The 23912-nt window shown below is 69.8% G+C and carries 22 protein-coding genes; 11 read left to right on the top strand and 11 right to left on the bottom strand.

Annotated elements, in window-relative coordinates:
• Positions 1-29: 29 nt before the first annotated feature.
• On the top strand, positions 30-266 hold the full coding sequence (locus OG734_RS18510) for a hypothetical protein (protein WP_330288613.1): 237 nt from the start codon (positions 30-32) through the stop codon (positions 264-266).
• A gap of 113 nt (positions 267-379) precedes the next feature.
• Here OG734_RS18510 and OG734_RS18505 read toward each other — a convergent pair whose 3' ends face one another.
• Entirely contained in the window at positions 380-3664 is a 3285-nt protein-coding gene (locus tag OG734_RS18505) for a S41 family peptidase (RefSeq protein WP_330288612.1), read from the bottom strand.
• Positions 3665-3862: 198 nt separating this feature from the next.
• Between OG734_RS18505 and OG734_RS18500 the strand changes: the two genes are divergently transcribed.
• Positions 3863-4468 (top strand): TetR/AcrR family transcriptional regulator, encoded by a 606-nt coding sequence (locus OG734_RS18500; RefSeq protein WP_330288611.1) that lies wholly within the window; start codon positions 3863-3865, stop codon positions 4466-4468.
• Between the two features lie 164 nt (positions 4469-4632).
• Positions 4633-6873, top strand: a complete 2241-nt coding sequence (locus OG734_RS18495) for an MMPL family transporter (RefSeq protein ID WP_330288610.1) — start codon at positions 4633-4635, stop codon at positions 6871-6873.
• A gap of 138 nt (positions 6874-7011) precedes the next feature.
• Here OG734_RS18495 and OG734_RS18490 read toward each other — a convergent pair whose 3' ends face one another.
• Positions 7012-7899, bottom strand: a complete 888-nt coding sequence (locus tag OG734_RS18490) for a hypothetical protein (RefSeq protein ID WP_330288609.1) — start codon at positions 7897-7899, stop codon at positions 7012-7014.
• Positions 7900-8073: 174 nt separating this feature from the next.
• Between OG734_RS18490 and OG734_RS18485 the strand changes: the two genes are divergently transcribed.
• The 6 genes from OG734_RS18485 (at position 8074) to OG734_RS18460 (ending at position 12464) form a co-directional block, all read left to right on the top strand.
• Positions 8074-8919, top strand: coding sequence for a helix-turn-helix domain-containing protein (locus OG734_RS18485; protein ID WP_330288608.1), 846 nt, complete (start codon positions 8074-8076; stop codon positions 8917-8919).
• Entirely contained in the window at positions 8916-9113 is a 198-nt protein-coding gene (locus tag OG734_RS18480; RefSeq protein ID WP_330288607.1) for a DUF397 domain-containing protein, read from the top strand. Before OG734_RS18485 ends, OG734_RS18480 begins: the two co-directional genes overlap by 4 nt.
• 10 nt (positions 9114-9123) lie before the next feature.
• The gene (locus OG734_RS18475; protein WP_330288606.1) at positions 9124-9609 is read left to right on the top strand and encodes a YbaK/EbsC family protein; all 486 of its coding nucleotides are present in this window, start codon (positions 9124-9126) and stop codon (positions 9607-9609) included.
• Complete coding sequence (locus tag OG734_RS18470) at positions 9606-10451, top strand: DMT family transporter (RefSeq protein ID WP_330288605.1); 846 nt, start codon at positions 9606-9608, stop codon at positions 10449-10451. Before OG734_RS18475 ends, OG734_RS18470 begins: the two co-directional genes overlap by 4 nt.
• A gap of 193 nt (positions 10452-10644) precedes the next feature.
• Entirely contained in the window at positions 10645-11418 is a 774-nt protein-coding gene (locus OG734_RS18465; RefSeq protein ID WP_330288604.1) for an RNA polymerase sigma factor, read from the top strand.
• Entirely contained in the window at positions 11415-12464 is a 1050-nt protein-coding gene (locus OG734_RS18460) for a CU044_5270 family protein (RefSeq protein WP_330288603.1), read from the top strand. Before OG734_RS18465 ends, OG734_RS18460 begins: the two co-directional genes overlap by 4 nt.
• Before the next feature lie 86 nt (positions 12465-12550).
• On the opposite strand, the gene OG734_RS18455 is transcribed toward OG734_RS18460, so the two are convergent.
• Positions 12551-14020: a metallophosphoesterase family protein gene (locus OG734_RS18455; RefSeq protein WP_330288602.1), complete on the bottom strand. Its 1470-nt coding sequence runs from the start codon at positions 14018-14020 to the stop codon at positions 12551-12553.
• A 293-nt stretch (positions 14021-14313) separates the two neighbouring features.
• On the opposite strand from OG734_RS18455, the gene OG734_RS18450 reads away from it, so the two are divergent.
• A complete protein-coding gene (locus OG734_RS18450; RefSeq protein WP_330288601.1) occupies positions 14314-14592 on the top strand; it encodes a DUF1876 domain-containing protein in 279 nt (92 codons plus the stop codon).
• A 248-nt stretch (positions 14593-14840) separates the two neighbouring features.
• On the opposite strand, the gene OG734_RS18445 is transcribed toward OG734_RS18450, so the two are convergent.
• From OG734_RS18445 to OG734_RS18420, 6 genes are all read right to left on the bottom strand, one after another.
• On the bottom strand, positions 14841-16034 hold the full coding sequence (locus tag OG734_RS18445; RefSeq protein WP_330293705.1) for a serine hydrolase domain-containing protein: 1194 nt from the start codon (positions 16032-16034) through the stop codon (positions 14841-14843).
• A gap of 79 nt (positions 16035-16113) precedes the next feature.
• Positions 16114-16590 (bottom strand): organic hydroperoxide resistance protein, encoded by a 477-nt coding sequence (locus tag OG734_RS18440; protein ID WP_330288600.1) that lies wholly within the window; start codon positions 16588-16590, stop codon positions 16114-16116.
• A gap of 147 nt (positions 16591-16737) precedes the next feature.
• The gene (locus tag OG734_RS18435; protein WP_330288599.1) at positions 16738-17226 is read right to left on the bottom strand and encodes a MarR family winged helix-turn-helix transcriptional regulator; all 489 of its coding nucleotides are present in this window, start codon (positions 17224-17226) and stop codon (positions 16738-16740) included.
• Positions 17227-17266: 40 nt separating this feature from the next.
• On the bottom strand, positions 17267-18049 hold the full coding sequence (locus OG734_RS18430) for an energy-coupling factor ABC transporter ATP-binding protein (protein ID WP_330288598.1): 783 nt from the start codon (positions 18047-18049) through the stop codon (positions 17267-17269).
• Positions 18037-18798: a cobalt ECF transporter T component CbiQ gene (cbiQ, locus tag OG734_RS18425; RefSeq protein WP_330288597.1), complete on the bottom strand. Its 762-nt coding sequence runs from the start codon at positions 18796-18798 to the stop codon at positions 18037-18039. Before cbiQ ends, OG734_RS18430 begins: the two co-directional genes overlap by 13 nt.
• A gap of 1 nt (position 18799) precedes the next feature.
• The gene (locus OG734_RS18420; RefSeq protein ID WP_330288596.1) at positions 18800-19876 is read right to left on the bottom strand and encodes an energy-coupling factor ABC transporter permease; all 1077 of its coding nucleotides are present in this window, start codon (positions 19874-19876) and stop codon (positions 18800-18802) included.
• Positions 19877-20048: 172 nt separating this feature from the next.
• On the opposite strand from OG734_RS18420, the gene OG734_RS18415 reads away from it, so the two are divergent.
• Positions 20049-20396, top strand: a complete 348-nt coding sequence (locus OG734_RS18415) for an SsgA family sporulation/cell division regulator (RefSeq protein ID WP_330288595.1) — start codon at positions 20049-20051, stop codon at positions 20394-20396.
• Between the two features lie 60 nt (positions 20397-20456).
• Here the strand turns inward: OG734_RS18415 and OG734_RS18410 are convergent, their stop codons facing one another.
• Positions 20457-22145, bottom strand: a complete 1689-nt coding sequence (locus OG734_RS18410; protein ID WP_330288594.1) for a penicillin-binding transpeptidase domain-containing protein — start codon at positions 22143-22145, stop codon at positions 20457-20459.
• Positions 22146-22242: 97 nt separating this feature from the next.
• Positions 22243-23874: a penicillin-binding transpeptidase domain-containing protein gene (locus OG734_RS18405; protein WP_330288593.1), complete on the bottom strand. Its 1632-nt coding sequence runs from the start codon at positions 23872-23874 to the stop codon at positions 22243-22245.
• Positions 23875-23912: the final 38 nt, after the last annotated feature.

The following is a 23912-nucleotide window of genomic DNA, read 5'->3' as shown; positions in this document are numbered from 1 at the left end:
CCCCTCACCGACTACGGGAGTGAACTCACATGGGCATGAAGGACGAGATGCAGGACAAGGCTCGCCAGGCCAAGGAGAAGATGGAGCAGACCCGGAAGGGTCAGCGCCAGACGGGTCAGCCGGGCCAGCCTGGCCAGGCCGGCCAGCAGGGTCGGCGTCGGCCGGGCCAGGAGGAGACCCCGGAGCGCGGGCGGTCGCGCGACGAGGACACTCAGCGGGCGATGCGGGACGAAGAGGACCGTCTCAACCAGGACTACGACATCTAGTCCGGGCTTGAGCGGTTGACGTGGGGTGCCCCCTGATTTGCCGGGGGCACCCTGCGTTTTTGGTTTTAGGCGGGTGCCCCTGGCCCGCAGCAAGAACGCGGCCCGAGTCCGCATCAAGAACGTGGCGGGAGTTTCGGCCTTGCTCTGTTCGGGACCTCGTCGTACGTCGGTGGTGTTGCCGCCGGGTGGGTGTCCAGTAGGGACAGGGCCAGCCTGATCGCGTCGTCCATTTCCACGTGGCGGCCCTCTGCCCAGTCCAGAGGGGTGCGCAGGACCTCCAGGTCCGGGGCGACGCCCTGGTTCTCCACCGTCCAGCCGTAGGTGTCGAACCAGGCCGCGTTCATCGGGACCGTGATCACCGTGCCGTCGCCCAGGCGGTGGCGGCCGGTCATGCCGACCACTCCGCCCCACGTCCGTTGGCCCACCACCGGGCCAAGTTCCAGCAGCTTGAAGGCCGCCGTGATCATGTCGCCGTCGGACGAGGTCGCCTCGTCGGCCAGGGCTACCACCGGTCCCCGGGGTGCGTTCGAGGCGTACGAGACCGGCTGGGCGTTGCGTGTCAGGTCCCAGCCCAGGATCGTGCGCGTCAGCTTCTCCACCACCAGTTCGCTGATGTGGCCGCCCGCGTTGCCACGTACGTCGACGATGAGGGCGGGCCGCGACACCTCCATGCGCAGATCGCGGTTGAACTGGGCCCAGCCCGAGCCGCCCATGTCGGGGATGTGCAGGTAGCCGCACCGCCCGCCGCTCAACTCCCGTACTATTTCGCGGCGTTTGGCCACCCAGTCCTGGTACCGCAACGGACGTTCGTCGATGAGGGGGACGACCGCGACCCTCCGCGCCCTGCCCGCGCCCTCGGCCGGAGCGTCCTTTGCCGCGGTGAACGTCAGCTCCACCGTCGTACCGCCCGCGCCGGCGAGCAACGGGAACGGGCCCGTCACCAGGTCCACCGGGCGCCCGTCCACATGGGTGAGCAGCGCGCCCTCCCGGATTCCCGAACCGGCCAGCGGGGAGCGGGCCTTGGAGTCGGAGGAGTCGCCGGGGAGGATCCGGTCGAGCAGCCAACCGCCGTCCCTGCGCACGAAGTTGGCGCCCAGCAGGCCCTGCCGGCGCTGGTAGTGGGGTGGGCCCTCGTTGCGGCGGGCGGCTGTCACGTACGCGTGGGACGTGCCGAGCTCGCCCAGGACCTCCCGGAGCAGGTCCGCGAACTCGTCGGGGGACGCGACCCGTTCGACGAGCGGGCGGTACTGCGCCAGCACCGCGTCCCAGTCGATGCCGCACATCCTGGGTTCCCAGAAGTAGGCGCGGATCAGACGGCCCGCCTCCTCGTAGGACTGGCGCCATTCGGCCGGGGGATCGACCTCGTGCATGACCCGGCGCAGGTCGATCCAGACGGTCGTGTCGCTGTCGCCCGTTTCGGTGGACGGCACCGCGCGCAGTTCGTCCTCGTCCACGACGACCAGCCGTGAGGCGTCGCCGCTCACCGCGAACCAGTCGAGGTGTTCGACGAGTTCGGACTTCTTGCCCTTGCTGATGTTGAAGTGTTCGAGCGTGGGCCGGCCGCTCGTGTCGTCCGGGTTCGCGAACGTCTCGCCCAGCGCGCCCGAGATCGGCCAGCGCAGCCACACCAGGCCGCCGCCCGCGACCGGATACAGCGCCGAGTACTTGGAGGCGGCGACCGGGAAGGGCGTCACCCGGCTCTCCAGTCCCTCGACCTCGACGATCACCGTCCCGTCGGCGCCCTCGTCCTCGGCGGGTTCCAGGCCACCGGCGGCGGGTCGTCCGTCGGGGGAGAGAGCGAAGGGGGAGGGCGTGGCGGAGGAGAGGGGTACCAGGTAAGGGCGGCAGCCGAGCGGGAAGGAGAGGTCGCCCGTGTGGACGTCGTACACGGGGTCGAAGCCTCGCCAGGAGAGGAAGGCCAGGTAGCGGCCGTCCCTGGTGAAGACCGGGTTCTCGTCCTCGAAGCGGCCGTTGGTCACGTCGACGATCAGACGGTCCTTTATGCGCGCCATCTTGATCTGGCGGAGGGACCGGCCGATACCGGGGTGGGACCAGGTCAGCCAGGCGCCGTCCGGGGAGAAGGCGAGGTCGGTGACCGGGCCGTTGAGGGAGCAGATCAGCTCGGTGACCTCGCCGTTCGACTCCTCCGAGGCGTCGATCAGCAGAAGCCGTCCGTCGTGCGCGGCGATGGCCAGGCGCTCGCCCGCCGGGTCGGACACCAGTTCCAGTACCCGGCCCAGCTCGCCCGACGCCAGCCGCCTCGGCTCCCGCTCACCGCTGGCCCTGGGCAGATAGGCGATCTCGATCGCGTCCTCGCCCTCCGCGTCCGTGACGTACGCGACCTGCCCGCCCGAGCCGAGCATCTCGGGCAGCCGGACCCGTACCCCCGGTGTGTCCGTGATCGTCCGGGCCGGGCCGTCTCGGTGGGTCAGCCAGTACAGGCTGCCGCGCACGACGACGGCGCTCGCGCGGCCCGTCTCGTCGACCGAGATGCCGTCGACGTGCTGCGCGGCGGGCACCTGGTACTTGCGGCGGCCCGCGCGCGGTCCGCCGAGCCGTACGTCGAGGCGGCGGGGGAGGGAGCCGACGGCCAGGTCGTCGACGATCCACAGGTCGCCCGCGCACTGGTAGACGACCCGGGTGCCGTCGCTGGAGGCGTGCCGGGCGTAGAAGGCGTCGTGGTCGGTGTGGCGGCGCAGGCCGGAGCCGTCGTACGCGCACGAGTACAGGTTGCCGATGCCCTCGTGGTCGGAGAGGAAGGCGATGCGGTCGGCGACGAACATGGGGGAGTGGAGGTGGCCGTCGAGGTCGGGGAGCAGGCGCTCGCCGTGCAGCCAGAGGCGGCCCGTCGCGCCGCCCCGGTAGCGCTTCCAGGCGGTGGGCTCGTGGGGCGGGGTGCCCGTGAGGAGGAGGGTCCGGCGCTCGCCCTCGATGTCCGCGACCTGGATGTCGGAGACCGGGCCCCAGGGCAGCCGGCCGCCGGGGCCGCCGCCCGCCGGGACGCTGTAGGCCCAGGTGAAGTAGGAGAAGGGCTGGCCGTGGGAGGCGACGGCGAGGATGTCCCCGTCCGGGGACCAGCCGCAGACCTGGGTGTCGGCGCTGCCCCAGTAGGTGAGCCGGTGCGCGGGCCCGCCGTCCACCGGCACCCGGTGGATCTCGGGCACGAGACTGCGCCAGCTCGTGTACGCGATGTGCCGGCCGTCGGGCGAGAAGCGAGGGTGCCCGATCTTCGTACGGTCGACGGTGAGCCGCCAGGCCCGGCCGTCGGTCCCGGGCGGCCCCGGTCCCCCTTCTCCGTCGGGTCCGTCGTGTCCGTCGAGGCGGGCGAGCCAGAGATCGTCCTCGGCGACGAAGCACAGCAGGTCGCCGCTGAGGTGGGGCAGGCGCAGATAGCTCACCTCCCCATGCTTTTCCGGGAATCGGGCCCGGGCAACTTGTGAAATATCCCGAACATGGTTATGAGTGGATGCAGCCCGTGAGCCAGGACACGTACGAAACGGTTTCGTTTCTATCGTTCTCAGGGTATGTTCATTGACGTAGGGCGGAGCTGTACCGAACGGTGTCGTCCGAAACCGGAGCCGGAAAGGGTGAGTGGCATGACCGAGATCGCAACGGCGCGTCGTAGTCGGATCACGCCCGAGCGTGAGGCCGAGTTGTACGGGGCCACGCTCGACCTGCTCCGGGAAGTCGGCTACGAGGCCCTCACCATGGACGCCGTCGCCGCCCGTACGAAGTCCAGCAAGGCCACGCTCTACCGCCAGTGGGGCGGCAAGGCCGAACTGGTCGTCAGGGCGATGCGGCACTTCAAGCCGGGTGGCGCCGCCATCGCCGACGTCGACACCGGGTCCCTGCGCGGCGACTTCCATGCCCTGCTGGTCCGCGAGGACGACTGCGCCATGGAACAGAACTCCGCGCTGATGCGGGCTCTGGGCATGGCGGTCCACGCCAACCCGGATCTCCTGAAGGCGTTCCGGGAACTGCTCATCGAACCGGAGATGGCGGAGTTCCGCAAGGTGATCCAGCGTGCTATGGACCGCGGTGAGGTCCGTGCGGACAACCCGGCGGCCGGCTATGTGCTGCACATGATGATCGGCGGCTTCGCGGCACGCACGGTGATCGACGAACTACCCCCGACACAGGCCTACTTGCGTGACTACGTCGACGCCGTGGTGCTCCCCGCCCTCGGTGTGACGGTCCCGTAAGGCAGTCCGTCCGACCACTTCACGGCACTCAACACCCCCTGTATCCAACCCCACTTGCACCTGACGCGACCGCTCTCGTCGTCGGGCTGATCACTCCTGCACCCCAACAGGCTGATCATCCCTGCCCTGTTGCTGTTCAACGACCTGACCGGGAGTACGCCCTCGTGGCCACGTTCCTCTACAAACTCGGCCGGCTCGCCTTCAGGCGACGGCATTTCGTCGCCCTGATATGGGTGGCGCTGCTGACGCTCGCGGGAGTCGGCGCGGCCAGCGCGCCCGCCGCGGGCACCACCTCCTTCTCCATTCCGGGTACGGAGGCCCAGAAGGCCTTCGACCTGCTGGAACAGCGCTTCCCCGGCGCCAGCGCCGACGGCGCGACCGGACGCATGGTCTTCAAGGCGCCCGAGGGCCAGAAGATGACGGACGCCGCCAACAAGGCGACCGTCGAGAAGACCGTCAAGCAACTGGGCGACGGCTCCGAAGTCGTCTCCGTCACCGACCCGTTCACGACGAACGCCGTCAGCAAGGACGGATCGGTCGCGTACACGTCGGTGAAGTACAAGCTTCCCGGCATGGAGCTGGCGGACTCGACCAAGGACGCCCTGGAGAAGGCCGGGGACGAGGCCCGGGCCACCGGACTGACCGTCGACGTCGGCGGTGACGCGCTGCAGGCCGCGTCCGAACCGGGCGCGATCGGCGAGGCCGTCGGTATCGCCATCGCCGCGCTCGTCCTCGTCATCACCCTCGGCTCGATCGTCGCGGCCGGACTGCCGCTGCTGACGGCGATCATCGGCGTCGGAATCGCCGGCGCCACCATCGCCGCCCTCGCCAACGCGCTCGACCTCGGCGACACCACGTCCACACTCGCACTGATGATCGGTCTCGCGGTCGGCATCGACTACGCGCTGTTCATCGTCTCCCGCTACCGGAGCGAACTCGCCGAGGGCCGCGACCGCGAGGAGGCGGCGGGCCGCGCCACCGGCACCGCCGGCTCGGCGGTGGTCTTCGCGGGCCTCACGGTCGTGATCGCCCTAGCGGGCCTCGCCGTCGTCAACGTCCCGATGCTGACCAAGATGGGCCTCGCCGCGTCCGGCACGGTCGTGGTCGCCGTCCTCATCGCGCTGACCCTGATCCCGGCACTGCTCGGGTACGCGGGCCGGAAGATCCAGCCGGCGGGCCAGAAGAAGAGCAAGAAGAGCAAGAAGAGCAAGACGAACGAGAGCGATGGCCAGGTCAAGCCGGTCGGCGGGCCCAACATGGGCACCCGCTGGGCGCGCTTCGTCATCCGCCGGCCGGTCGCCGTACTGATGTTCAGCGTGCTCGGCCTCGGCGCGATCGCGCTCCCGGTCACCCAACTGGAGCTGGGCCTGCCCGACGACGGCTCGCAGCCGACGTCCACGACGCAGCGCCGCGCCTACGACCTGCTCTCGGAAGGCTTCGGCCCCGGCTTCAACGGTCCCCTGATGGTCGTGTACGACGCCCAGGGCACCGCCGACCCCCAGGCCGGCGTCGACATGCTGGCCGACCGGATCAAGGGCCTCAAGGACGTCGTCACGGTCGCCCCCGCCGCGTTCAACCAGGCCGGCGACACCGCGACGATCACCGTGATCCCGGACTCCAAGCCGTCCTCGACACAGACCGAGGGCCTCGTCCACGCGATCCGCGACCAGAGCGCCGACGTCAAGGCCAAGACCGGTGCGACGGTACTGGTCACCGGCACCACCGCCATGAACATCGACTTCTCGCAGAAACTCAACGACGCCCTGATCCCGTATCTGGGCCTGGTCGTCGGCCTCGCCTTCCTCCTTCTGATCCTGGTCTTCCGCTCCATCCTGGTCCCGCTCAAGGCGGCCCTGGGCTTCCTGCTCAGCGTCCTCGCCGCGCTCGGTGCCGTGGTCGCGGTCTTCCAGTGGGGCTGGCTGAGTGGCCTGATCGGCGTCGAGGAGACCGGCCCGATCATGTCGATGGTGCCGATCTTCATGGTCGGCGTGGTCTTCGGTCTCGCCATGGACTACGAGGTGTTCCTCGTGACCCGGATGCGAGAGGCGTACGTCCACGGCGAGTCGCCGACCGACGCCGTGGTGACCGGCTTCAAGCACAGCGCCCGGGTCGTGGTCGCCGCCGCGATCATCATGATGGCCGTCTTCGGCGGCTTCATCAGCTCCAGCGAGTCGATGATCAAGCTCTTCGGCTTCGGCCTGGCGATCGCGGTCTTCTTCGACGCGTTCGTCGTCCGCATGGCGATCGTCCCGGCGGTACTGGCCCTGCTGGGCAAGCGGGCGTGGTGGCTGCCGAAGTGGCTGGACCGCGTACTCCCCAACGTCGACGTGGAGGGCGAGGGGCTGCGCGCCCTGGACGACGACAACCGCCCGAAGGACGAGGACCGGGAGCTGGTACGGGTCTGACGCGCCGCGTCTGAAGAGAGCCGGCCGGTGAGGGCCCCGTGGGGACGGGGAGCCCTCACCGGCTTCTTTCTTTCATGCCGTCCAGCCGCACCTACAGCTCCGGCGTGACGAGGCCGCGTTCTCGGCACCTGCAGGTACTTAGGCGAGCACCTCGGTGGTGGAGGTGGCGGTGATGGCGCGGCGGAACCAGCGACCAAGGGTGTCGAGGTCGTCGCACGAGGTGATCTGCTCGCGGTCGGCGTCGGAGACGGGAATGCCGCGGCCTTCGAGGAGCTCAAGGAGGTTGGTGGTAGCCCTGCGGATTTCTCCCCGGGCTTCTCCCTCGGCGCGGAGTTCCTGCGACAGTGACGAAGTGAAGAACGAGGTTTCGGTGGCCAAGAGTTGCCTCCAGATCTCGAAGGCCTTGGTCTTGTCCAGGCCCTGGTTGGTGAATTCCTCGAAGAGTCCCGCCCTGTCCGGGTCGCGGGCCTCCATGGCCTTCAAGGCCGCTGCCAGTACCTTCAGTGTGCCATCGACCGACCGTTCCTCGGAGTGCAGAATGGCGGACAGAACGGCCATGGGGACGTCGCGGGTGGCTTCGTCCAGTGATTCGACGGCGGGGATGTCGCGCGGTCCGATGACCAGAGGTCGCAGCGCGAGACCTTGCCATTGTGGCGGGCCGAACTTCACGGGGCGGGCCGCCCAGTCGGCGGTCCGCTGGTTCTTGCAGATGACGAGGAGCAGTGGCGGGAGCTTGTACTTCTCCTGAGCGAAGGTCATGTAGTACGCCCAGGTGGCGTGCTTGGAATCGTTGGGTTTCCCCTGTGCCTCGACGGCCAGGACGTAACTGCCGCCCGCCTCCTCGATCTGTAACAGTGTGTCCACCCGCCGCTCTACGGGGTGGTTCTCGGTGAGGTCGGTCGGGAGTTCGGTGACGGAGATCGGCGTTCCGAATGCCGGGATGTCGAGCTTGCGGGCGACGCGGGCGAAGAGTCCGGGTTCTTGCCGGAAGATCCGGTGCATCGCCTCGTGCGAGGAACTGACCATCGTGGTGACATCGGTCCTTTCGTGACGAACGGCGGCGAGCATATGACTTAGGCATGTTCCGAAACGTGGCTGTTTGGGTGAAGATCACCCTTGTGGGTGACGCCCCGCCGTCTGTCCTGTCTGTCCCGGCTGTCCGCAGTGCCGTTCGGGTACGGGTCGCCGTTGGAGGTGGGTATGAGCGAGGACGTGGACGAGGTGGGCTGGGCGATCGAGCCCGGCGACGAGATGGCGCCGATGATCGAGGTCGTGGGCGGCGTGATCAAGTTCCACAGGGAGGCCGCCGGAATGTCGGTGGCCGACTTCGGGGATGCCATGCGGTACGGCGAGGACCTGATCCGGAAGGTCGAACGAGGGGCGCGGATTCCCCGGGTCGAATTCCTGTACAGCGCCGACGAGTTGGTGAACGCGCGAGGCGCGATTGTCGCCATGCGGAAGTATGTGGAGGACGCGCAGTATCCGAAGAAGGTGCGGAAGCTTAAAGAGTCGGAGGCGCGGGCGGTGGAGATGTTGCTGTACAGCAACCACCACATCCACGGCCTGTTGCAGACTCCCGAGTACGCGACGGCCATGTTCGAGAATCGGCTGCCCGCGCTTTCCCGGAACGTGATGGAACGCGAGGTCGGCGCGAGGATGGCCCGCAAGTCCGTCTTCGACCAGGACCCGGCTCCGGCCCTCAGTTTCGTTCAGGAGCAGGTGACGATTGAGCGCCCGCTCGGGGGCACGGGCGTGCTGCGGGGGCAGCTCGAACACCTGCTGGAAGTCGGGGAGTTGAAGAACGTCTCGCTCCAGGTCATGCCGACCTTCCGAGAAGAACACGCCGGAATGCATGGCCAGATGGAGGTGCTGAAGTTTCATGACGGCACGGCGGTTGGGCGTTCCGACGGCGCGTTCAACGGTCGCCCGGTCTCAACTCCCAGGGAACTTCGTATCCTTGAACTGCGCTATGGGATGATCCGCACGCAGGCTCTCCCGCCGAGAGAGTCGCTGGCCTTCATCGAGCAAGCGCTTGGAGCATTATGAGCACCTCGGGACTCCAGTGGTTCAAGAGCAGCTACAGCAGCGGACCCGAGCCCGGCGACTGCGTAGAAGTAGCCACCACCCCGCACGCCATCCACATCCGGGACTCCAAGTCCCTCGCCCCCACCAACACCCCGCACCTCATCCTCGCACCCACCACCTGGAATTCGTTCGTGACGCATCTGTCCGCCAGCTAACGTGCCGGGCATGACCACGTCTTCCCGTTTCGCCGAGGCCCTCGATGAGCTGGGCCTCAGTGAACTCCACTCCCGTATCCGTCGGTTCCCGGACGAGACCCGTACCGCCGCCGAGGCCGCCGCTGCGATCGGGTGTGAGCTGAGCCAGATCTGCAAGTCGCTGATCTTCTCTGCCGACGGGGTCCCGGTGCTCGTCCTCATGGATGGCGCCTCCCGTGTCGACGTCGAGCTGGTCCGGCGCGAACTCTGCGCCGCGAAGGTCACCCGCGCCAAGGTGGACGTCGTACGGGAGATCACCGGGTACGCCATCGGGGGTGTGCCGCCCTTCGGGCACAGGACCAGGACCCGTGTGTTCGCGGACCGTTCGCTGCTGGAGCACGACGTCGTCTGGGCCGCCGCCGGTACCCCGTACACCGTGTTCCCGATGGAGCCGAAGGCCCTGATCGCCCACGCCGGCGCCACCCTCGTGGACGTGCGCGAGTCGGCGACCTCGTGACCCCGGTCGTCACCGCCGCCGTACTGCTCGCCGCCGTCACGCACGCCTGCTGGAACGCGCTCGCGCACCGCATCACCGACAAGCTGGTCGGGTTCACGCTCATCGCCGGCGGCGGGATGGTTCTCGGCCTGGTCGCGGTGCCGTTTCTGCCGCTTCCCGCTGCCGGGGCGTGGCCGTATCTCGTCGCGTCGGCGCTCATCCACCTTGCGTACTACCTGCTGCTCATGCGGTCGTTCCGGCTCGGCGACTTCGGGCAGGCGTATCCGATCGCGCGCGGTACCGCGCCCCTTGTCGTCACCGTGCTCGCCGCCGTGTTCGCGCACGAGGTGCCCGACGGGTGGGCGGCGGCCGGAATCGCCTTGTCCTGTGCGGGGCTTACCGGGGTCGCGCTGTGGGGCCTGCGTGGACAGCGGCCCAACTGGGCGGCGATCGGGGCCGCGTTGGCGACCGGGATGACCATCGCCGCGTACACCGTCGTCGACGGTCTGGGCGTACGGGCCTCGGGGTCCACGCTCGCCTACATCGCCTGGCTGATGGCCCTGGAGGGCATCGCCATCCCCGCCTACGCGCTGTACCGGTGGCGGGGCCAATTCCTCGCGACGGTACGGCCTTTCGCCGCCGTCGGACTGCTCGGCGGCGCACTGTCCGTGGCGGCTTACGGGCTGGTGCTGTGGGCGCAGACCCGGGCCGAACTCGCCCCCGTCGCGGCGCTCAGGGAATCGTCGATCATCGTCGGGGCGGCGATCGGGGCCGTGTTCTTCAAGGAGCGGTTCGGGGCGCCGAGGATCGCTGCGGCCGGGCTGCTCGTCGTCGGGATCGGGCTGATGCTGCACGCCGGATAGGCGGTGGCAGACCCAGAGCGGTCGGCTCCGACAGTCCTTCGAGCGCCGGCGTGGCGGGTGCGGCGCGGGGTGCACGGCACGCCCGGAAAACGGGGCGATGGCCGCCTCTGTCGGGTCGACTGTGCAGGGCTGGTGTGGCCATGGCGTGACGCGGATCACTGCAGCGCGGCCCGTGCGGAGGACAGGAAGCAGTATGGAGACTTCACTTCGCGCTCGCGTGCGGGCCGGGGATCCGGATGCGTTCAGGCAACTCTTCGACGAGCACGCTTCGGTGGTCCACCGGCACGCTGTCCGGATGACCGGCAACTGGGTCATGGCCGACGACATCGTGTCGCTGACGTTCCTGGAGGCATGGCGGCTGCGTGAGCGGGTGCTTCCGGGTGACGACAGCCTGCGCCCGTGGCTGTTGGGGATCGCGACGAACGTCACGCGCAACACCGCGCGGGCGGCGCGAAGACACCATGCCGCGCTCATCAAGGTCCCACCCCCCGACCCCGTGCCGGACTTCGCCGACGAGGTGACACAGCGACTGGCCGACACCGAGGAACTGGCCGCCGCGCAGAAGGCGTTGAGCAAGATGCGCCGCGGGGAGCGCGAGGTGTTCACGCTCTGCGTGTGGGAGGGCCTGGACGCCGCCACAGCGGCTGGAGCCCTGGGAGTGGCCGTCGGCACCGTACGGGCCAGGCTCTCTCGCGCGAGGAAACGCCTGCGCAAGCTCACCGAACTCGAACTCAAAATCAAGAGCGACAAGAGCGACAAGAGCGACAAGAGCGACAAGAGCGACAAGAGCGACAAGGGTGGCGATGGTGGCTCGAACGGCGGGGGCAGCAGCATGAACGCCACGGGCGGTAGCCCAGGCACGGAAGGCGGCATCGGGCACGGCGGAGTGCAACGCCCGGCCGTGGTCGGACAGTCAACGGGTAGCCGCCACCAGGCGGTTCGGTCCACGCAGGAGAAGAAGCGATGAACACCAACCCGCGACGACGTGATCAGCCGGTCGACCACCAGGATCTGGCCGAGTTGCTGCCGGCGCCGGGCCGTCCGGTGCTCGCGAAGGGCCGCCACCACGTACTGAGGGAACATCTGATGGAGCACATCACCCGCGAGTCCACCCACGAGCAGTCGGGTGCGACGAACACCTCCCTGAACACCTCACCCGTGCCCCCCGCACGCGGGCGCCCCGGGCGGCGCCTCGTCCTCGTCGCTGCCCCGCTGGCGCTGGCCGCCGTCGTGGCCCTGGGCGTGGTGGCGGTCAACGTCAACAGCGCACAGGACGGCAAGCGCGACACGGTTGCCGCGGGTGTCACCGGGGACGACCAGCAGAAGGCAACCCAGTTGATGGACCGGATCGCCCTGGTGGCGGCTGCCCGCCCGGCGGTCACGGTGGGCGGGGGCCAGTTCATCTACACCAAGTTGCAGGGGTCGGCGGAGCTGGGCCGGACCGCGACGCCCCCGAAGGGGTTCACCCCGGCCCCGGCCGCGTACAAGGGGACCGTCCGACAGGAGCAGTGGGATTCCGTGGACGGCACGCGGGACGGTCTGAGGAAGTCTGTCGGGCTGTCCTCGACGGGCGAGCCCGACCCGTCCCACAAGGACGAAATGACCATGATCGGCACCGGCTACCTGACCTTCGAGCAGCTTCGGACTCTGCCCACTGATCCCGACGCGCTGCTGAAGAAGCTCTCCGGCGATGCCGAGAACGTGGAAGCGAGCCGCCGCACGGAGGTGGTCGTGGAGAACCTGGGAGCCATCATCGACGAGGCCACCCTGCTGCCCGACCTCAGTGCCGCGATCTACCGTGCCATGGCCAAGCTCCCGGGTGTGCGCGTCGTGGACCACGTCAAGGACGCCTCGGGGCGGGAGGGCGTCGGCCTTACGTTCAAGGGCGCCCCGAAGGGCTACTCCTGGGTCTTCGACTCGTCCAGCTTCGTCTACCTCGGAACAACTGACGCCGCACTCCTCGCAGTCGGTGTCGCGGACAGCACGGGTGAGGTGCCGGTCAACTCGGCCTGACCAATCCGCCTGAGGGGCGTCCGCCGCGGCGGACGCCCCTCAGGCGTGTCACGGCTCACGGCTGACAGGATTGGCTGTCCTGCCTGTCATGCGCGCATGTAAGCACGTAGCCCGGACAGGTCGTGGAGGCGCATGCTGTTGCGGTCGGTCACCGAGCGGCCGAGGGCGTGGTGCGGCCAGAGGCCGCCTGCCGTGAGGCGGCTGCGTTCGACCCAGGCGCGGGCCGGGACGCTGCTGTTCTTGTAGTAGTTGAGGGCGTAGCCGCCGGTGTGGACGCGCAGGAGGCAGAAGCCGCCGGGGTAGTCCTTGACCGCGCTGACCTCCTGCTGGGTGACGTGCGGGGCGCTGTTCAGGATCGTGCGCTTGTTGCGGTGGGTGTGGCCCGCGTGGTGGAGGAAGACGCCGGGGGAGGAGGCGTAGGCGTCGACGATCGAGCGGGCCTGGCCGCGGTCCAGACGCTGGCCCCGGCCCATCGGGAAGACGGAGTCCCGTGTGGTGAGCGGGTGGTGGCCGAAGACGATCGTCGGCTGGTCCCGGTCTTTCCGCAAGTCGGCCTGGAACCACGCCAGTTGCTCTGCGCTCAGCCCGCCCGCGTCCCCGCCGTTGCCGTTCTTCTCATAGGTGTCGAGGCCGATCAGGCGTAGCCCGCCCAGGTCGCGTGCGAAGTAACCGGGGCCGTCGACGCCGCCCAGGAAGCCGTCGCGGAAGGAGTCGTCGGGGTGGCGGGGGCGGTCGTGGTTGCCCCGTACGACGAAGTAGTCCCGCCCGTGGGTGCCGAAGCCGTCCAGGATGCGGCGGGCCTCGGCCAGGTCCTGGGGTGCGCCGGCCGCCGAGATGTCCCCGGCCGCCAGGAGCACGTCCGCTCCGCGCCTCTGTGCCTCCTCGACCATGGCGCGGCTCATGATCTCCGGGTACGGGGCCAGACCGGGCTGCTGCGAGACCCCGCGCAGCATCGGTACGCCGGCCACCCGGCCCGCCGTGGTCTCGCCGAGGTGCAGGTCGTTGCAGAGCGCGATGGAGAGGAGGTGGCGGCCGGGGGGCGGCTGGGGGGTCGTGAAGGAGTACGGGCCGCCGTGTGAGCCCAGGCCGTGGAGCGAGGTGCCGACCGCGTTGCCGCGCACCAGGTGCAGGGGAGTCGGGGTGGCCGCCCGGCCGCGCGAACGGGCCTGGTAGTAGTACGTCTGGCCCGGTTCCAGGTCCGTCAGTTCCACGTAGTGATGGGCGGTCCGGTGGTCCTCCGACGCCGTGCGGTTGAGGTGGGCCGGGTGGGTGCCGTACACGACCTCGCCCTCGGTGACCGCGGGGACCAGGTGGCCGAAACCGTCGTCGGTGCCGGGCACGGCCGTGTACCAGGTGATGACGGCGCGGTCCTCGGTGAGCGTGACCAGCTCCAGGTTGAGGGCCGTCACGACGTCGGCGCGCGTGATGCGTTCCCGGCGCGCGGAGAGCGCGGACCGGAGCACGGCGGGCGTGAGAAGCGCGCCGGAGCGGACGAGGTCGCGGGGGGCGGGGAACGCCGCCAGGGCGGCCAGGGGAGCGGAGAGACAGCAGCGCATGATCGGAACGTGCCCGTGGCCCGTTAACGGCCGCCGTGGGGGCGGGGGCGGCCGGAGGTATGGGGCACGACAACTCCTTGGCGTCGGTGCGGTCGGTGCGGGGGCTCTTGCAGCGTACGGGTGAGGGGAGAGCGCGCATCCGTCGCACGGGGCGATCGCGACGAACGTCACACAACGGACGCCGCGCGTATACGCCGTGATCAGTACACGCGGCACACGTGCGGGCGGGGGGCGACAGGAGCACTCTGGAAGCAGCGGTAGCGGTAGTAGTAGCGGTACCGGAGGTGATCGTCATGACGCACACCGCAGTGGGATGGCATGTCGAGCTGGAGTTCGCGGAGGACGAGCAGCGCACGCGGGCAGCAGCCCTTGTACGGCTCGCGGACGGGAGCGAGGTACGGGCCCACGGGTACGCCAGCCGGCACCGGTCCGACGAGAATCAGCCGCGCATCGGCGAGGAGATCGCCGGGGCGCGCGCCCTCAACGAACTGGCGATGAAGCTGCTGACGAAGGCCCACGACGAGATCGACGAGGCGTCGGGGCGGACGTCGCGGTCGCTGGCTCTCGGGTAGTCCACAGGCCTGTGGACGGGCCACTGGGCCACTGCGTGGTGGGTGGCTGAGCCGCTGAGCAGCCGTGCCGCCGAGTGGCTGGGCCGCCGAGTGGCTGAGCCACCGAGTGGTGCGTCGGCCGAGTGGCTGAGCCACTGGGCGGCTGGCTGGATGAGTGGCTGAGCCGCCGGGCGGCTGAACCATTGAGCGGCCGTGCGGCCAAGTGGCTTGGCCCACTCGACCACGCGCGGCGCCCCGACAGCCCACCCTTACAGCCCCGCCCCCAACGCCACCCGCACCCCCCGTACCAACGCCTGCGCCCGTCCGTCCGCCGTCACGCTCTTGCGGAAACCGTTCGTGACATAGCCGAACGCGATCCCCGACTCGGGGTCGGCGAAGCCGAGGGCGCCGCCTCTGCCCGGGTGGCCGAACGAGCCCGGGGCCAGGAGCGGCGAGGCGGTGCCGTGGAGCATGTAGCCGAGGCCGAAGCGGGTGCCGATCACCAGCACGCGGTCCGGGCCCGCCGAGTGCTCGCGCCGGGCGAGCTCGACCGTCGACGGGGCGAACAGGCGTGTACCGCCGTCCACTTGGCCGATCAGGGAGGCGTAGAAGCGGGCCAGTCCGTCGGCCGTCGCGATGCCGTTGGAGGCGGGCAGGGCGGCGGCCCGGTACGCGGCGTCGTTCTCGTCGGGCAGCGGGGTGATCGCGGCGAAGGCGCGGCTGGTGAGGGATTCCGGGTCGGCGTAGGCGTCGGCGACGGACCGTTTGGGGCGTGTCCTGAGGCCCCCTGTGTCCGGCGTCAGGGCTCGTCCGACCCGGCCCACGCGTCCCGCCTCGGCCTCGGTCTCCGGCAGCCCGATCCACAGGTCGAGGCCGGCCGGACCGGCGATCTCCGTGGCGACCCAGTCGCCGATCGGGCGCCCGCTGACGCGCCGTACGAGCTCGCCGGTCAGCCAGCTGTACGTCTGCGCGTGGTACCCGTGGTCGGTGCCCGGCTCCCAGGCCGGCGCCTGGGCCGCGACCGCCGCAGCGCCGAGGGTGGGATCGGCGGCCTGTGCCGGGGTGAGCGGCCGGTCGAGGACGGGGACGCCCGCGCGGTGCGAGAGCAGGTGCCGTACGAGGGTCCGCTCCTTGCCCGCCGCCTTGAACTCCGGCCAGTACTCGCCCACGGGCGCGTCCAGGTCCAGTGCGCCGCGTTCGGCCAGCATCAGGAGTACGGCGGCGGCGACGCCCTTCGTCGTCGAGCGCACGATCTGCGCGGTGCCGTGCTCCCAGGGTGCCGCGCCGGATCCGGCGTCCCCGTCGAAGTCCCGTACCCCGGCCCACAGGTCGACGACCCGGCGACCGTCCCGGTACACGGTGACGGCGGCGCCGCGTTCGCCGCCGGTCGCGAAGTTCGCTGCGAACGCGTCCCTGACCGGCTCGAAGCCCTCAGCCACCACACCGTTGACGTCTACGTTCAAGTCCACGCCGGTGTAACGCGCACCTACTGCCCACGATTCCTCGGCCCAGGAGATCAGCGCAGGAGATCGGCTCAGGAGATCAGCCGAGGATGATCGTCACATCGATGTTGTCGCGGGTGGCGTTCGAGTACGGGCACACCATGTGGGCCGCGTCCACCAGCTTGGCCGCGATGTCCTGGTCCAGGATCGGCAGCGAGACGCTCAGGGCGACCGCGAGGCCATAGCCGCGCTGCTTGTTGGGGCCGATGCCGACCTTCGCGGCGACCGTGGAGCCGGTCAGGTCGTAGCCCTCTCGGCGGCCGACCAGGACCAGCGCGTTGTGGAAGCAGGAGCTGTAGCCGGCCGCGAACAGCTGCTCCGGGTTGGTGCCGTTGCCGTCGCCACCCAGCTGTGGCGGCATCGCCACCTTCAGCGCGATCTGGCCGTCCTGGCTGGTGACGTCACCGTCCCGGCCGCCGTGGGCGGTGGCCTCGGCGACGTACGTGATCTTCGTCGGACGGGTGTCCGGACGAGTGTCGGCGGTACGGGCCTCGACGTCGATACCGGCGTCAGACACGGCAGAACCTCCCCCAAAGCGGACAACAGGAACATGTGTAGATACTGCGAATACCGCAACTACATCGTGCACAAGGTACCGGCTGGTAGGGATGTATCCACAACCCGGGGGCAGGAACCGCGGGTAACCTCAGGTCGGTGCCCGTCCTCAGATCAACCGGGCCCGGTCGGCCGCCTCTTGCGCCCGCTCCGCCAGCTCCCACAGCTCGCCCCGCAACCGCGCGACCGCGCCCCCGCTCAGCTCCGTCGCCGCGAGCAGCGCGCCCGGTACGCGCGCCGCGCGCTCCCGGAGTTCCTCGCCGCGCCCGGTGACGCCGATGGTGAACGACCGCTCGTCCAGCGCCGACCGCTCCCGGCGGACGAGCCCCGCCGACTCCAGCCGCTTGAGCAGCGGCGAGACCGTGCCGTAGTCGAGGCACAGGGCGGTGCCCAGCTCCTTCACGGTCACCTCGCCGCGCTCCCACAGGACCAGCAGCGCGAGGTACTGCGGGTAGGTGAGGCCCAGCTCGTCCAGGAGCGGGCGGTAGGCGGCGGTCACCGCGCGCTGGGCCGCGTACAGCGCGAAGCACAACTGGTCGTCGAGGCGCGGCGACCCGGGACCGTGGGCGTCGTTGTGTGCGTCCTCTTGTTCGATCACGCGCCCATTGTCCACGCGGTCATTGTCCACGCGCCCGGTGTCACGGAGTGCGGGCGGTGGAGACGGAGCGCGGGTCGAACCCGAAGGGCAGTTCCAGGCGGTGGGCGCGCATCAGGTCGTCGTCGGCGAGGAGGTCGCCGGTGGGTCCGTCGGCGGCGATGACGCCCTCGCTGAGGATCAGCGCACGCGGGCACAGCTCCAGGGCATACGGCAGATCGTGGGTGACCATGAGGACCGTGACGTCCAACGACCGCAGGATATCGGCCAGTTCGCGCCGCGAGGCGGGGTCGAGGTTGGAGGACGGTTCGTCGAGGACGAGGATCTCGGGCTCCATGGCGAGCACGGTCGCCACGGCCACCCGGCGCCGCTGCCCGAAGGAGAGATGGTGCGGCGGCCGGTCGGCGAAGTCCGCCATACCGACCAGGTCGAGGGCCGTACGGACGCGCCGCTCCAGCTCCTCGCCCTTCATCCCCGCGGCGGCGGGCCCGAAGGCGACGTCCTCGCGGACCGTCGGCATGAAGAGCTGGTCGTCGGGATCCTGGAAGACGATCCCGACCTTGCGGCGAATTTCGGCCATGTGCTGCTTGCCGACGGGCATCCCGGCCACGGTGACCGTCCCCGCGCCCGCGGTGAGGATGCCGTTGAGGTGCAGCACGAGCGTCGTCTTGCCGGCCCCGTTGGGCCCGAGCAGCGCCACCCGCTCACCGCGCCCGACCAGGAAGTCGACGCCGAAGAGGGCCTGGTGGCCGTCGGGGTAGGCGTAGGCCAGCCCGGAGACTTCCAGGGAGGCCGGAGAAACCACAGGAGCTGTCACAGTGACCATCCCAGCAGACAGACGGCGAGAGCGGCGACGGGCAGGGCGAAGGCGTACGACCACTGGGTGCGGGACGCGGTCACCTCGTCGATGACGGGCATGGATCCGGCGTATCCCCGGCTCACCATGGCCAGATGTACGCGCTCGCCCCGCTCGTAGGACCGGATGAACAGCGCCCCGGCGGACTTCGCCAGCACCCCCCAGTGCCGGACTCCGCGCGCCTCGAACCCCCGTGACTCCCGGGCGATCCGCATCCGCCGCATCTCGTCGGTGATGACATCGCCGTACCGGATCATGAAGGAGGCGATCTGCACCAGGAGCGGCGGGAGCTTGAGGCGCTGCAGTCCGAGGAGGAGTTCGCGCAGTTCGGTGGTGGAGGCGAGGAGTACGGAGGTGGCGACGCCGAGGGTGCCCTTGGCGAGCACGTTCCAGGCGCCCCAGAGCCCGCCCACGCTGAGCGACATCCCCAGGACGTCCACCCGCTCGCCCTGTGCCACGAACGGCATGAGCACGGCGAAGGCGACGAAGGGGACTTCGATCAGCAGGCGCTTGAGGAGGAAGGCGGCCGGCACATGGGCGGCGCGGGCCACGGCCGCCAGCAGTACGGCGTACACCGCGAAGGCCCACACCGCCTCGCGGGGCGTGGAGACGACCACGATCACGAAGGCGAAGGCGGCGGCGAGTTTGGTGTGCGGCGGCAGCGCGTGCACGGGGGAGTGCGCGTGCCGGTAGAGCCGGTGGGCGTGCCCGGCGCCCATGTCAGACGCTCGCGCCGGGGGTGGCGGCCGAGGCCGCTGTGACGTCCTCGTCGGTACGGCGCCTGCGTACCGCCCAGAAGACGCCGGTCCCGGCGACGACCGTGGCGCCGACGCCGATCACGCCGGCGAGGCCGCCGGAGAGCCGGCCGTCGGTGATGCCCTCGACGCCGTAGTCGGCGAGCGGGGAGTCGGCGGCGGCGTGTTCCTCGACCTTGGCGTCGATGCCCTTGTCGGCGGCGACCTTCTCCAGTCCGTCAGGGCTGGCGGAGGCGTAGAAGCTGACGACGCCGGCGAGGACGAGGGAGGCGGCGAGGCCGGTGAGCCAGACGTTGCGGGTGCGGTGGGAGGCGGCGGGCACGGGGGTGAGCTCCGGCTGGGGGTCGGGTGCCGCGTCCACCAGCTCGCCGCCGACCCGCAGCCGGAGCTTCTGGCGCAGGCCGCGGGCGCCGTACACGAGGTCCGGCCGTACGGCGATGACGGCGCCGACCGTGAACGCGGTGATCGCGGCCTCGCCGAGCCCGATCAGGACGTGCACACCCACCATGGCGGTGAGGACACGGCCGATCGGTACGTCCGTCGTGCCGCCGATCGCGTAGACGAGCGTGAAGGCGAGGGCGGCGGCGGGTACGGAGAGCGCGGCGGCGACGAAGGCGGAGACGGTGACGGAACGGCGCTTCTTGGGCAGCACCTTCACCAGTCCGCGGAAGGTGGCGTAGGCGACCACGGTCGTCACGACGGCCATGACCGTGATGTTCACGCCGAGCGCGGTGAGGCCGCCGTCCGCGAAGAGGATGCCCTGCATGAGCAGTACGACGGACACGCACAGGACCCCTGTGTAGGGCCCCACGAGTATCGCGGCCAGCGCGCCGCCGAGCAGATGTCCGCTGGTCCCGGCGGCGACCGGGAAGTTCAGCATCTGCACGGCGAAGATGAACGCGGCCACCAGGCCGGCGAGCGGCGCGATCCGTTCGTCCAGCTCGCGCCGGGCGCCGCGCAGACTCACGGCGACGGCACCGGCGGCGACGACTCCGGCCGCTACGGAGACGGGGGCGTTGATGAATCCATCAGGCACATGCACCGTTCGATGATAGTGGCTTGTTGCGAACCTCTTGCAAGAGCGAGAGAAAAGCGATCTGAAAGCGAGCCCGAAGCGACCTGAGGCGCAATTGGGAAAATATGCGACATTGGAGAGAAAGTGGAAGCGGATTCATAGCCTCCACACAGGTTACGCAGCGTGAAGGGGCCGTCCGATGTCCGTAGTCGAGCAGTACGCGCGAGCCCATATCGTCACGGACACCCAGGACGACGACCGCGACGCGGTTCCCGTGGTCCTGCGCTACGACCCGGACACCGACCCGCGCGTGGTCCGCATCGGGCTGCCCGGCCCGCACGAGTGGACGTTCTCACGGTCCCTCCTGGAGGAGGGGCTGCGGGCGCCCGCAGGGTCGGGGGAGGTGCGGGTGTGGCCGTGCGGGCGGGTGCAGGCGGTGGTCGAGTTCCACTCGGCGGGGGGTGTGTCGGTGGTGCAGTTCGAGACGAAGACGCTGATGCGGTTCTTGCGGCGTACGTATATGGCGGGGACGCGGGTTACCCACTGACGTTGCGCTCGTCCGCTCGTCCTCAAACGCCGGACGGGCTGAAGGTGCCGGCCGGGCTGACTACGAACCCGCCTTCAACAACGCCGCCACGATCGGGCCCGCCGTGCTGCCTCCGTGGCCGCCCTGTACGACCACGCCCGCGCCCGCCAGGTCTCCCCGGTATGCCGTGAACCAGCCGTTCGGCTGCTTCTGGCCGTCGACTTCCGCCGAGCCCGTCTTCGCCCCGTAGTCGGGGCCCAGCCCGGCCATCGCCTCCGCCGCCGTTCCGTACGCCGCCGTGTACTGCAGCAGTTCCCGCAGTTGCGACAGCGTCGACGACGACATCGTCCGCGACGCCTTCGCCAGCGTGCGTCCGTCCACCTCCGACGAGACCAGGTACGGCTGCCGGAACACCCCCGACTCCACGGTCGCCGCCACCGACGCCATGTTCAGGGGGTTCATCCGCACCCCGCCCTGGCCGATCAGCGACGCCGCCATCTGCGCCTGCGACTGCACCGGTACCGAGCCGTCGAAGGTCGAGACGCCGATCGCCCAGTTGTCCATGCCGAGGCCGAACACCTGCTGCGCCTGCTTGGTCAGGCTGTCGTTGTCGAGTTTCTTGGCCTGGCTGATGAAGGCCGTGTTGCAGGACCGCGCGAAGCTCGCCTTGAACGTGCCGCCCTTGATCTCGAACTTGTCGTCGTTCTGGAACTTCCAGCCGCCGTAGGTGAAGAACTTCGGGCACGGATGCGCCTTGTCCGGCGACGCCAGCCCCTTCTCGATCAGCAGCGACGACGTGAGGACCTTCATCGTCGAACCCGGCGCCAACGAGCCCTGGAACGCCGTGTTGAAGCCGTGCGACTGGTTCGCCACCGCCAGGATCTCGCCCGTCGAGGGGCGCATGAGCACCACCGACGACTTCGCTTTCTTCGCGACCTGTGCCTCCGCCGCCGCCTGCAGGGTCGGGCTCAGCGTCGTCTTCACAGTGCCAGGCGTGCCCTTGCTCAGCTCCAGCAGCGTCTTGTCGGCCGACTTCGCGGCCTTGGACTCCGTACCGCGCACGACGCGCAGTTCGATGCCCGCCTTGCCGCCGGCCTTCTTGCCGTACTTCTCCCTGAGGCTGTCCAGGACCGTGCCCAGCGACGGGTACTTCGTGAGCGTCAGCTCACCGCCGTCCCGGTCGACGGCCTTGATCGGCGGAGTGCCGGCCTCGCCGGTGAGGAGTTTGTCGCCGTCCGCCAGGTCGGGGTGGACCACCGACGCGTGCCAGTCGACCAGCGGCTTCCCGTCGGACGTACGCCGGACCACGCTCAGGGCGCTCGCGTACGTCAGCGGCTTGCTCGTGGCGCCGTACGTCACCGTGCCCTTGACCGTGAAGGGGACCTTGGCGCCCGTCGCCGTGCCGGGTGTGATCGTCACACCGGTGATGTGGGCATCCTTGGTGTAGCCGGTGAGGAGCGTCGCAGCGGCCGTTGTGGTGTCGTTCGTCGCCGCTGCCGCCTGGGTGATCTTGCCGGTCTGCCAGGCCGTCAGGAACTGCGTGGCGATCGCCTTGACCTGGGCCGCCGGTACGGGTCCCGTCGGCACCGACGGCTTCTTGTCGGCCGTGGCCGCCGTGGAGGAGCCGTCCTCGGCCGCCGCTCCGCCGCCGAACAGCGCGTAGACGCCGAAACCGGCGCCGCCGACCACCACGGCGATCATCCCGCCGACCACCGCGGGCCTGGTCTTGCGTGCACTCCGTCGCTCGGCGACGCGCCTTCTCTTGCCCACAGCTCCCGATCCTCCGCGAAAATCCCCAGGGTCCCCGTTGCCCTCAGCCACCTCAACGACAACGACAACCCTAGAGTCCCGTTCCGCGAGGGTGAGTTCAGCCGCCAGTCCGTAGCACGGCTGCGACAATCGGCCCGGCCGCGTCGCCGCCGTGGCCGCCCTCCTGGGTCATGGCCGCCGCCGCGATGTCGCCCCGGAAGCCGGTGAACCAGCTGTTGGACTTGTCCTGTCCGTCCACCTCGGCGGACCCCGTCTTCGCCCCGATGTCCCCGCTCAGCCCGGCCATGGCCTGCGTCGCGGTGCCCTGGGTCGCGGTCATCCGCATCATCTCCTTGAGCTGCGCGGACGTGCTCGCCGGGAGGCCCTTCGCCGTCGCCAGCTGACGGTCGTCGAGGTCGGGCGAGATGAGATACGGCTGCCGGAACTCGCCCGTGATCGCCGTCGCCGTCACCGACGCCATGTTCAGCGGGCTCATCTGGACCTGACCCTGCCCGATCGCGTTGGCCGCGCGGTCCGGGCCGGCGGAGGCGGGGACGCTGCCGTCGAAGGAGGTGATCCCGGTCTTCCAGTTGTCCTGCCCGAGCCCGAACCGCTCCTGCGCCTCGGTCGTCAGCGACTCGTCGGTGAGCGGGTTCGCCTCGGTGCCGTCGATCAGCTTGATGAAGCCCGTGTTGCAGGAGCGCAGGAAGTCGTTGGCGAGGGTGGCTTTCTCGTTCGGTGCCATGCCCTTGAGGTTGGTGAAGGTCTGGCTCTTCCAGACGGCGGTCGGCGTGCAGGGCGCCGGGCCGTTCATCGACGTCACGCCGTTGTCGATCAGCATCGCCGCCGTGATGATCTTCATCGTGGAGCCCGGCGCCAGCGTGCCCTCGAAGGCCGCGTTGAACTGGTCCGTACGGTGGTTGGCGACCGCCAGCACCTCACCGGTGCTCGGCTGTACGGCGACCACGGACGACTCGGAGAACTTCAGCACCGCCTTCTCGGCGGCGTCCTGCGCACTCGCGCTCAGTGTCGTCCTCACCTTGCCCGGGGTGCCCTCGGAGAGAGTCAGCAGCGAGGTGTCGGCCGTCTCGGCGTCGGCGTGCTGGATCATCAGTTCGATGCCAGGCGTACCGCCCGCCTTGTCGCCGTAGCGGGCCCGCAGGGTGTCGAGGATCGGCCCGAGGGACGGGTACTTGTCCTTCGTCAGCACCTTGCCGTCCCGGTCCGTGGCCTCGATCGGCGCGCTCGTGGCCTGCTCGGTGACCAGGCGGTCCCCGGACACCTTGAGGCCGGGATGGACGACCGACGGCTGCCAGTCGACCAGGGCCCGCCCGGTCGTCGTACCCCGGATGATCGTCAGCCTGCTGTCGTAGGCGAGCGGCTTGCTCTTGCCCTGGAACGACACCGTGGCCTTCACCGAGAAGGGCACGGTCGCTCCGGTGGCCGTCCCGGCGGTGATCTTCACGCCGGTGATGTGCGCTTTCGCGCTGTAGTCGCCGATCAGATTGGCCGCCGGTATGGCGTTGTCGGTGAGATCGGCGGCGGCCTGCGCCTGCCCCTTCTCCCAGGCCGCGAAGAACTTCTCGCTGGTCTCCGCGATCTCGTCCTTCGACGGCGGCCCGGTCTTCACGGCCGCCGCACCGCTGTCCTCGGTGAGCGCGGACACGATGTTGAACGCGCCGTACCCGGCCCCTCCGACCATCACTGTGAACACCGACCCGACGATGGCGGCCTTTGCTCCCTTGCGCATGAGTACTCCCCTCCCCGTTGGCCTCTGCACTGTAAGTG

This window comes from Streptomyces sp. NBC_00576 (genome assembly GCF_036345175.1).
Classification (GTDB): domain Bacteria; phylum Actinomycetota; class Actinomycetes; order Streptomycetales; family Streptomycetaceae; genus Streptomyces.
The sequence above is the reverse complement of the archived record's forward strand: the minus strand, read 5'-3'. Positions and strand labels throughout refer to the sequence as shown.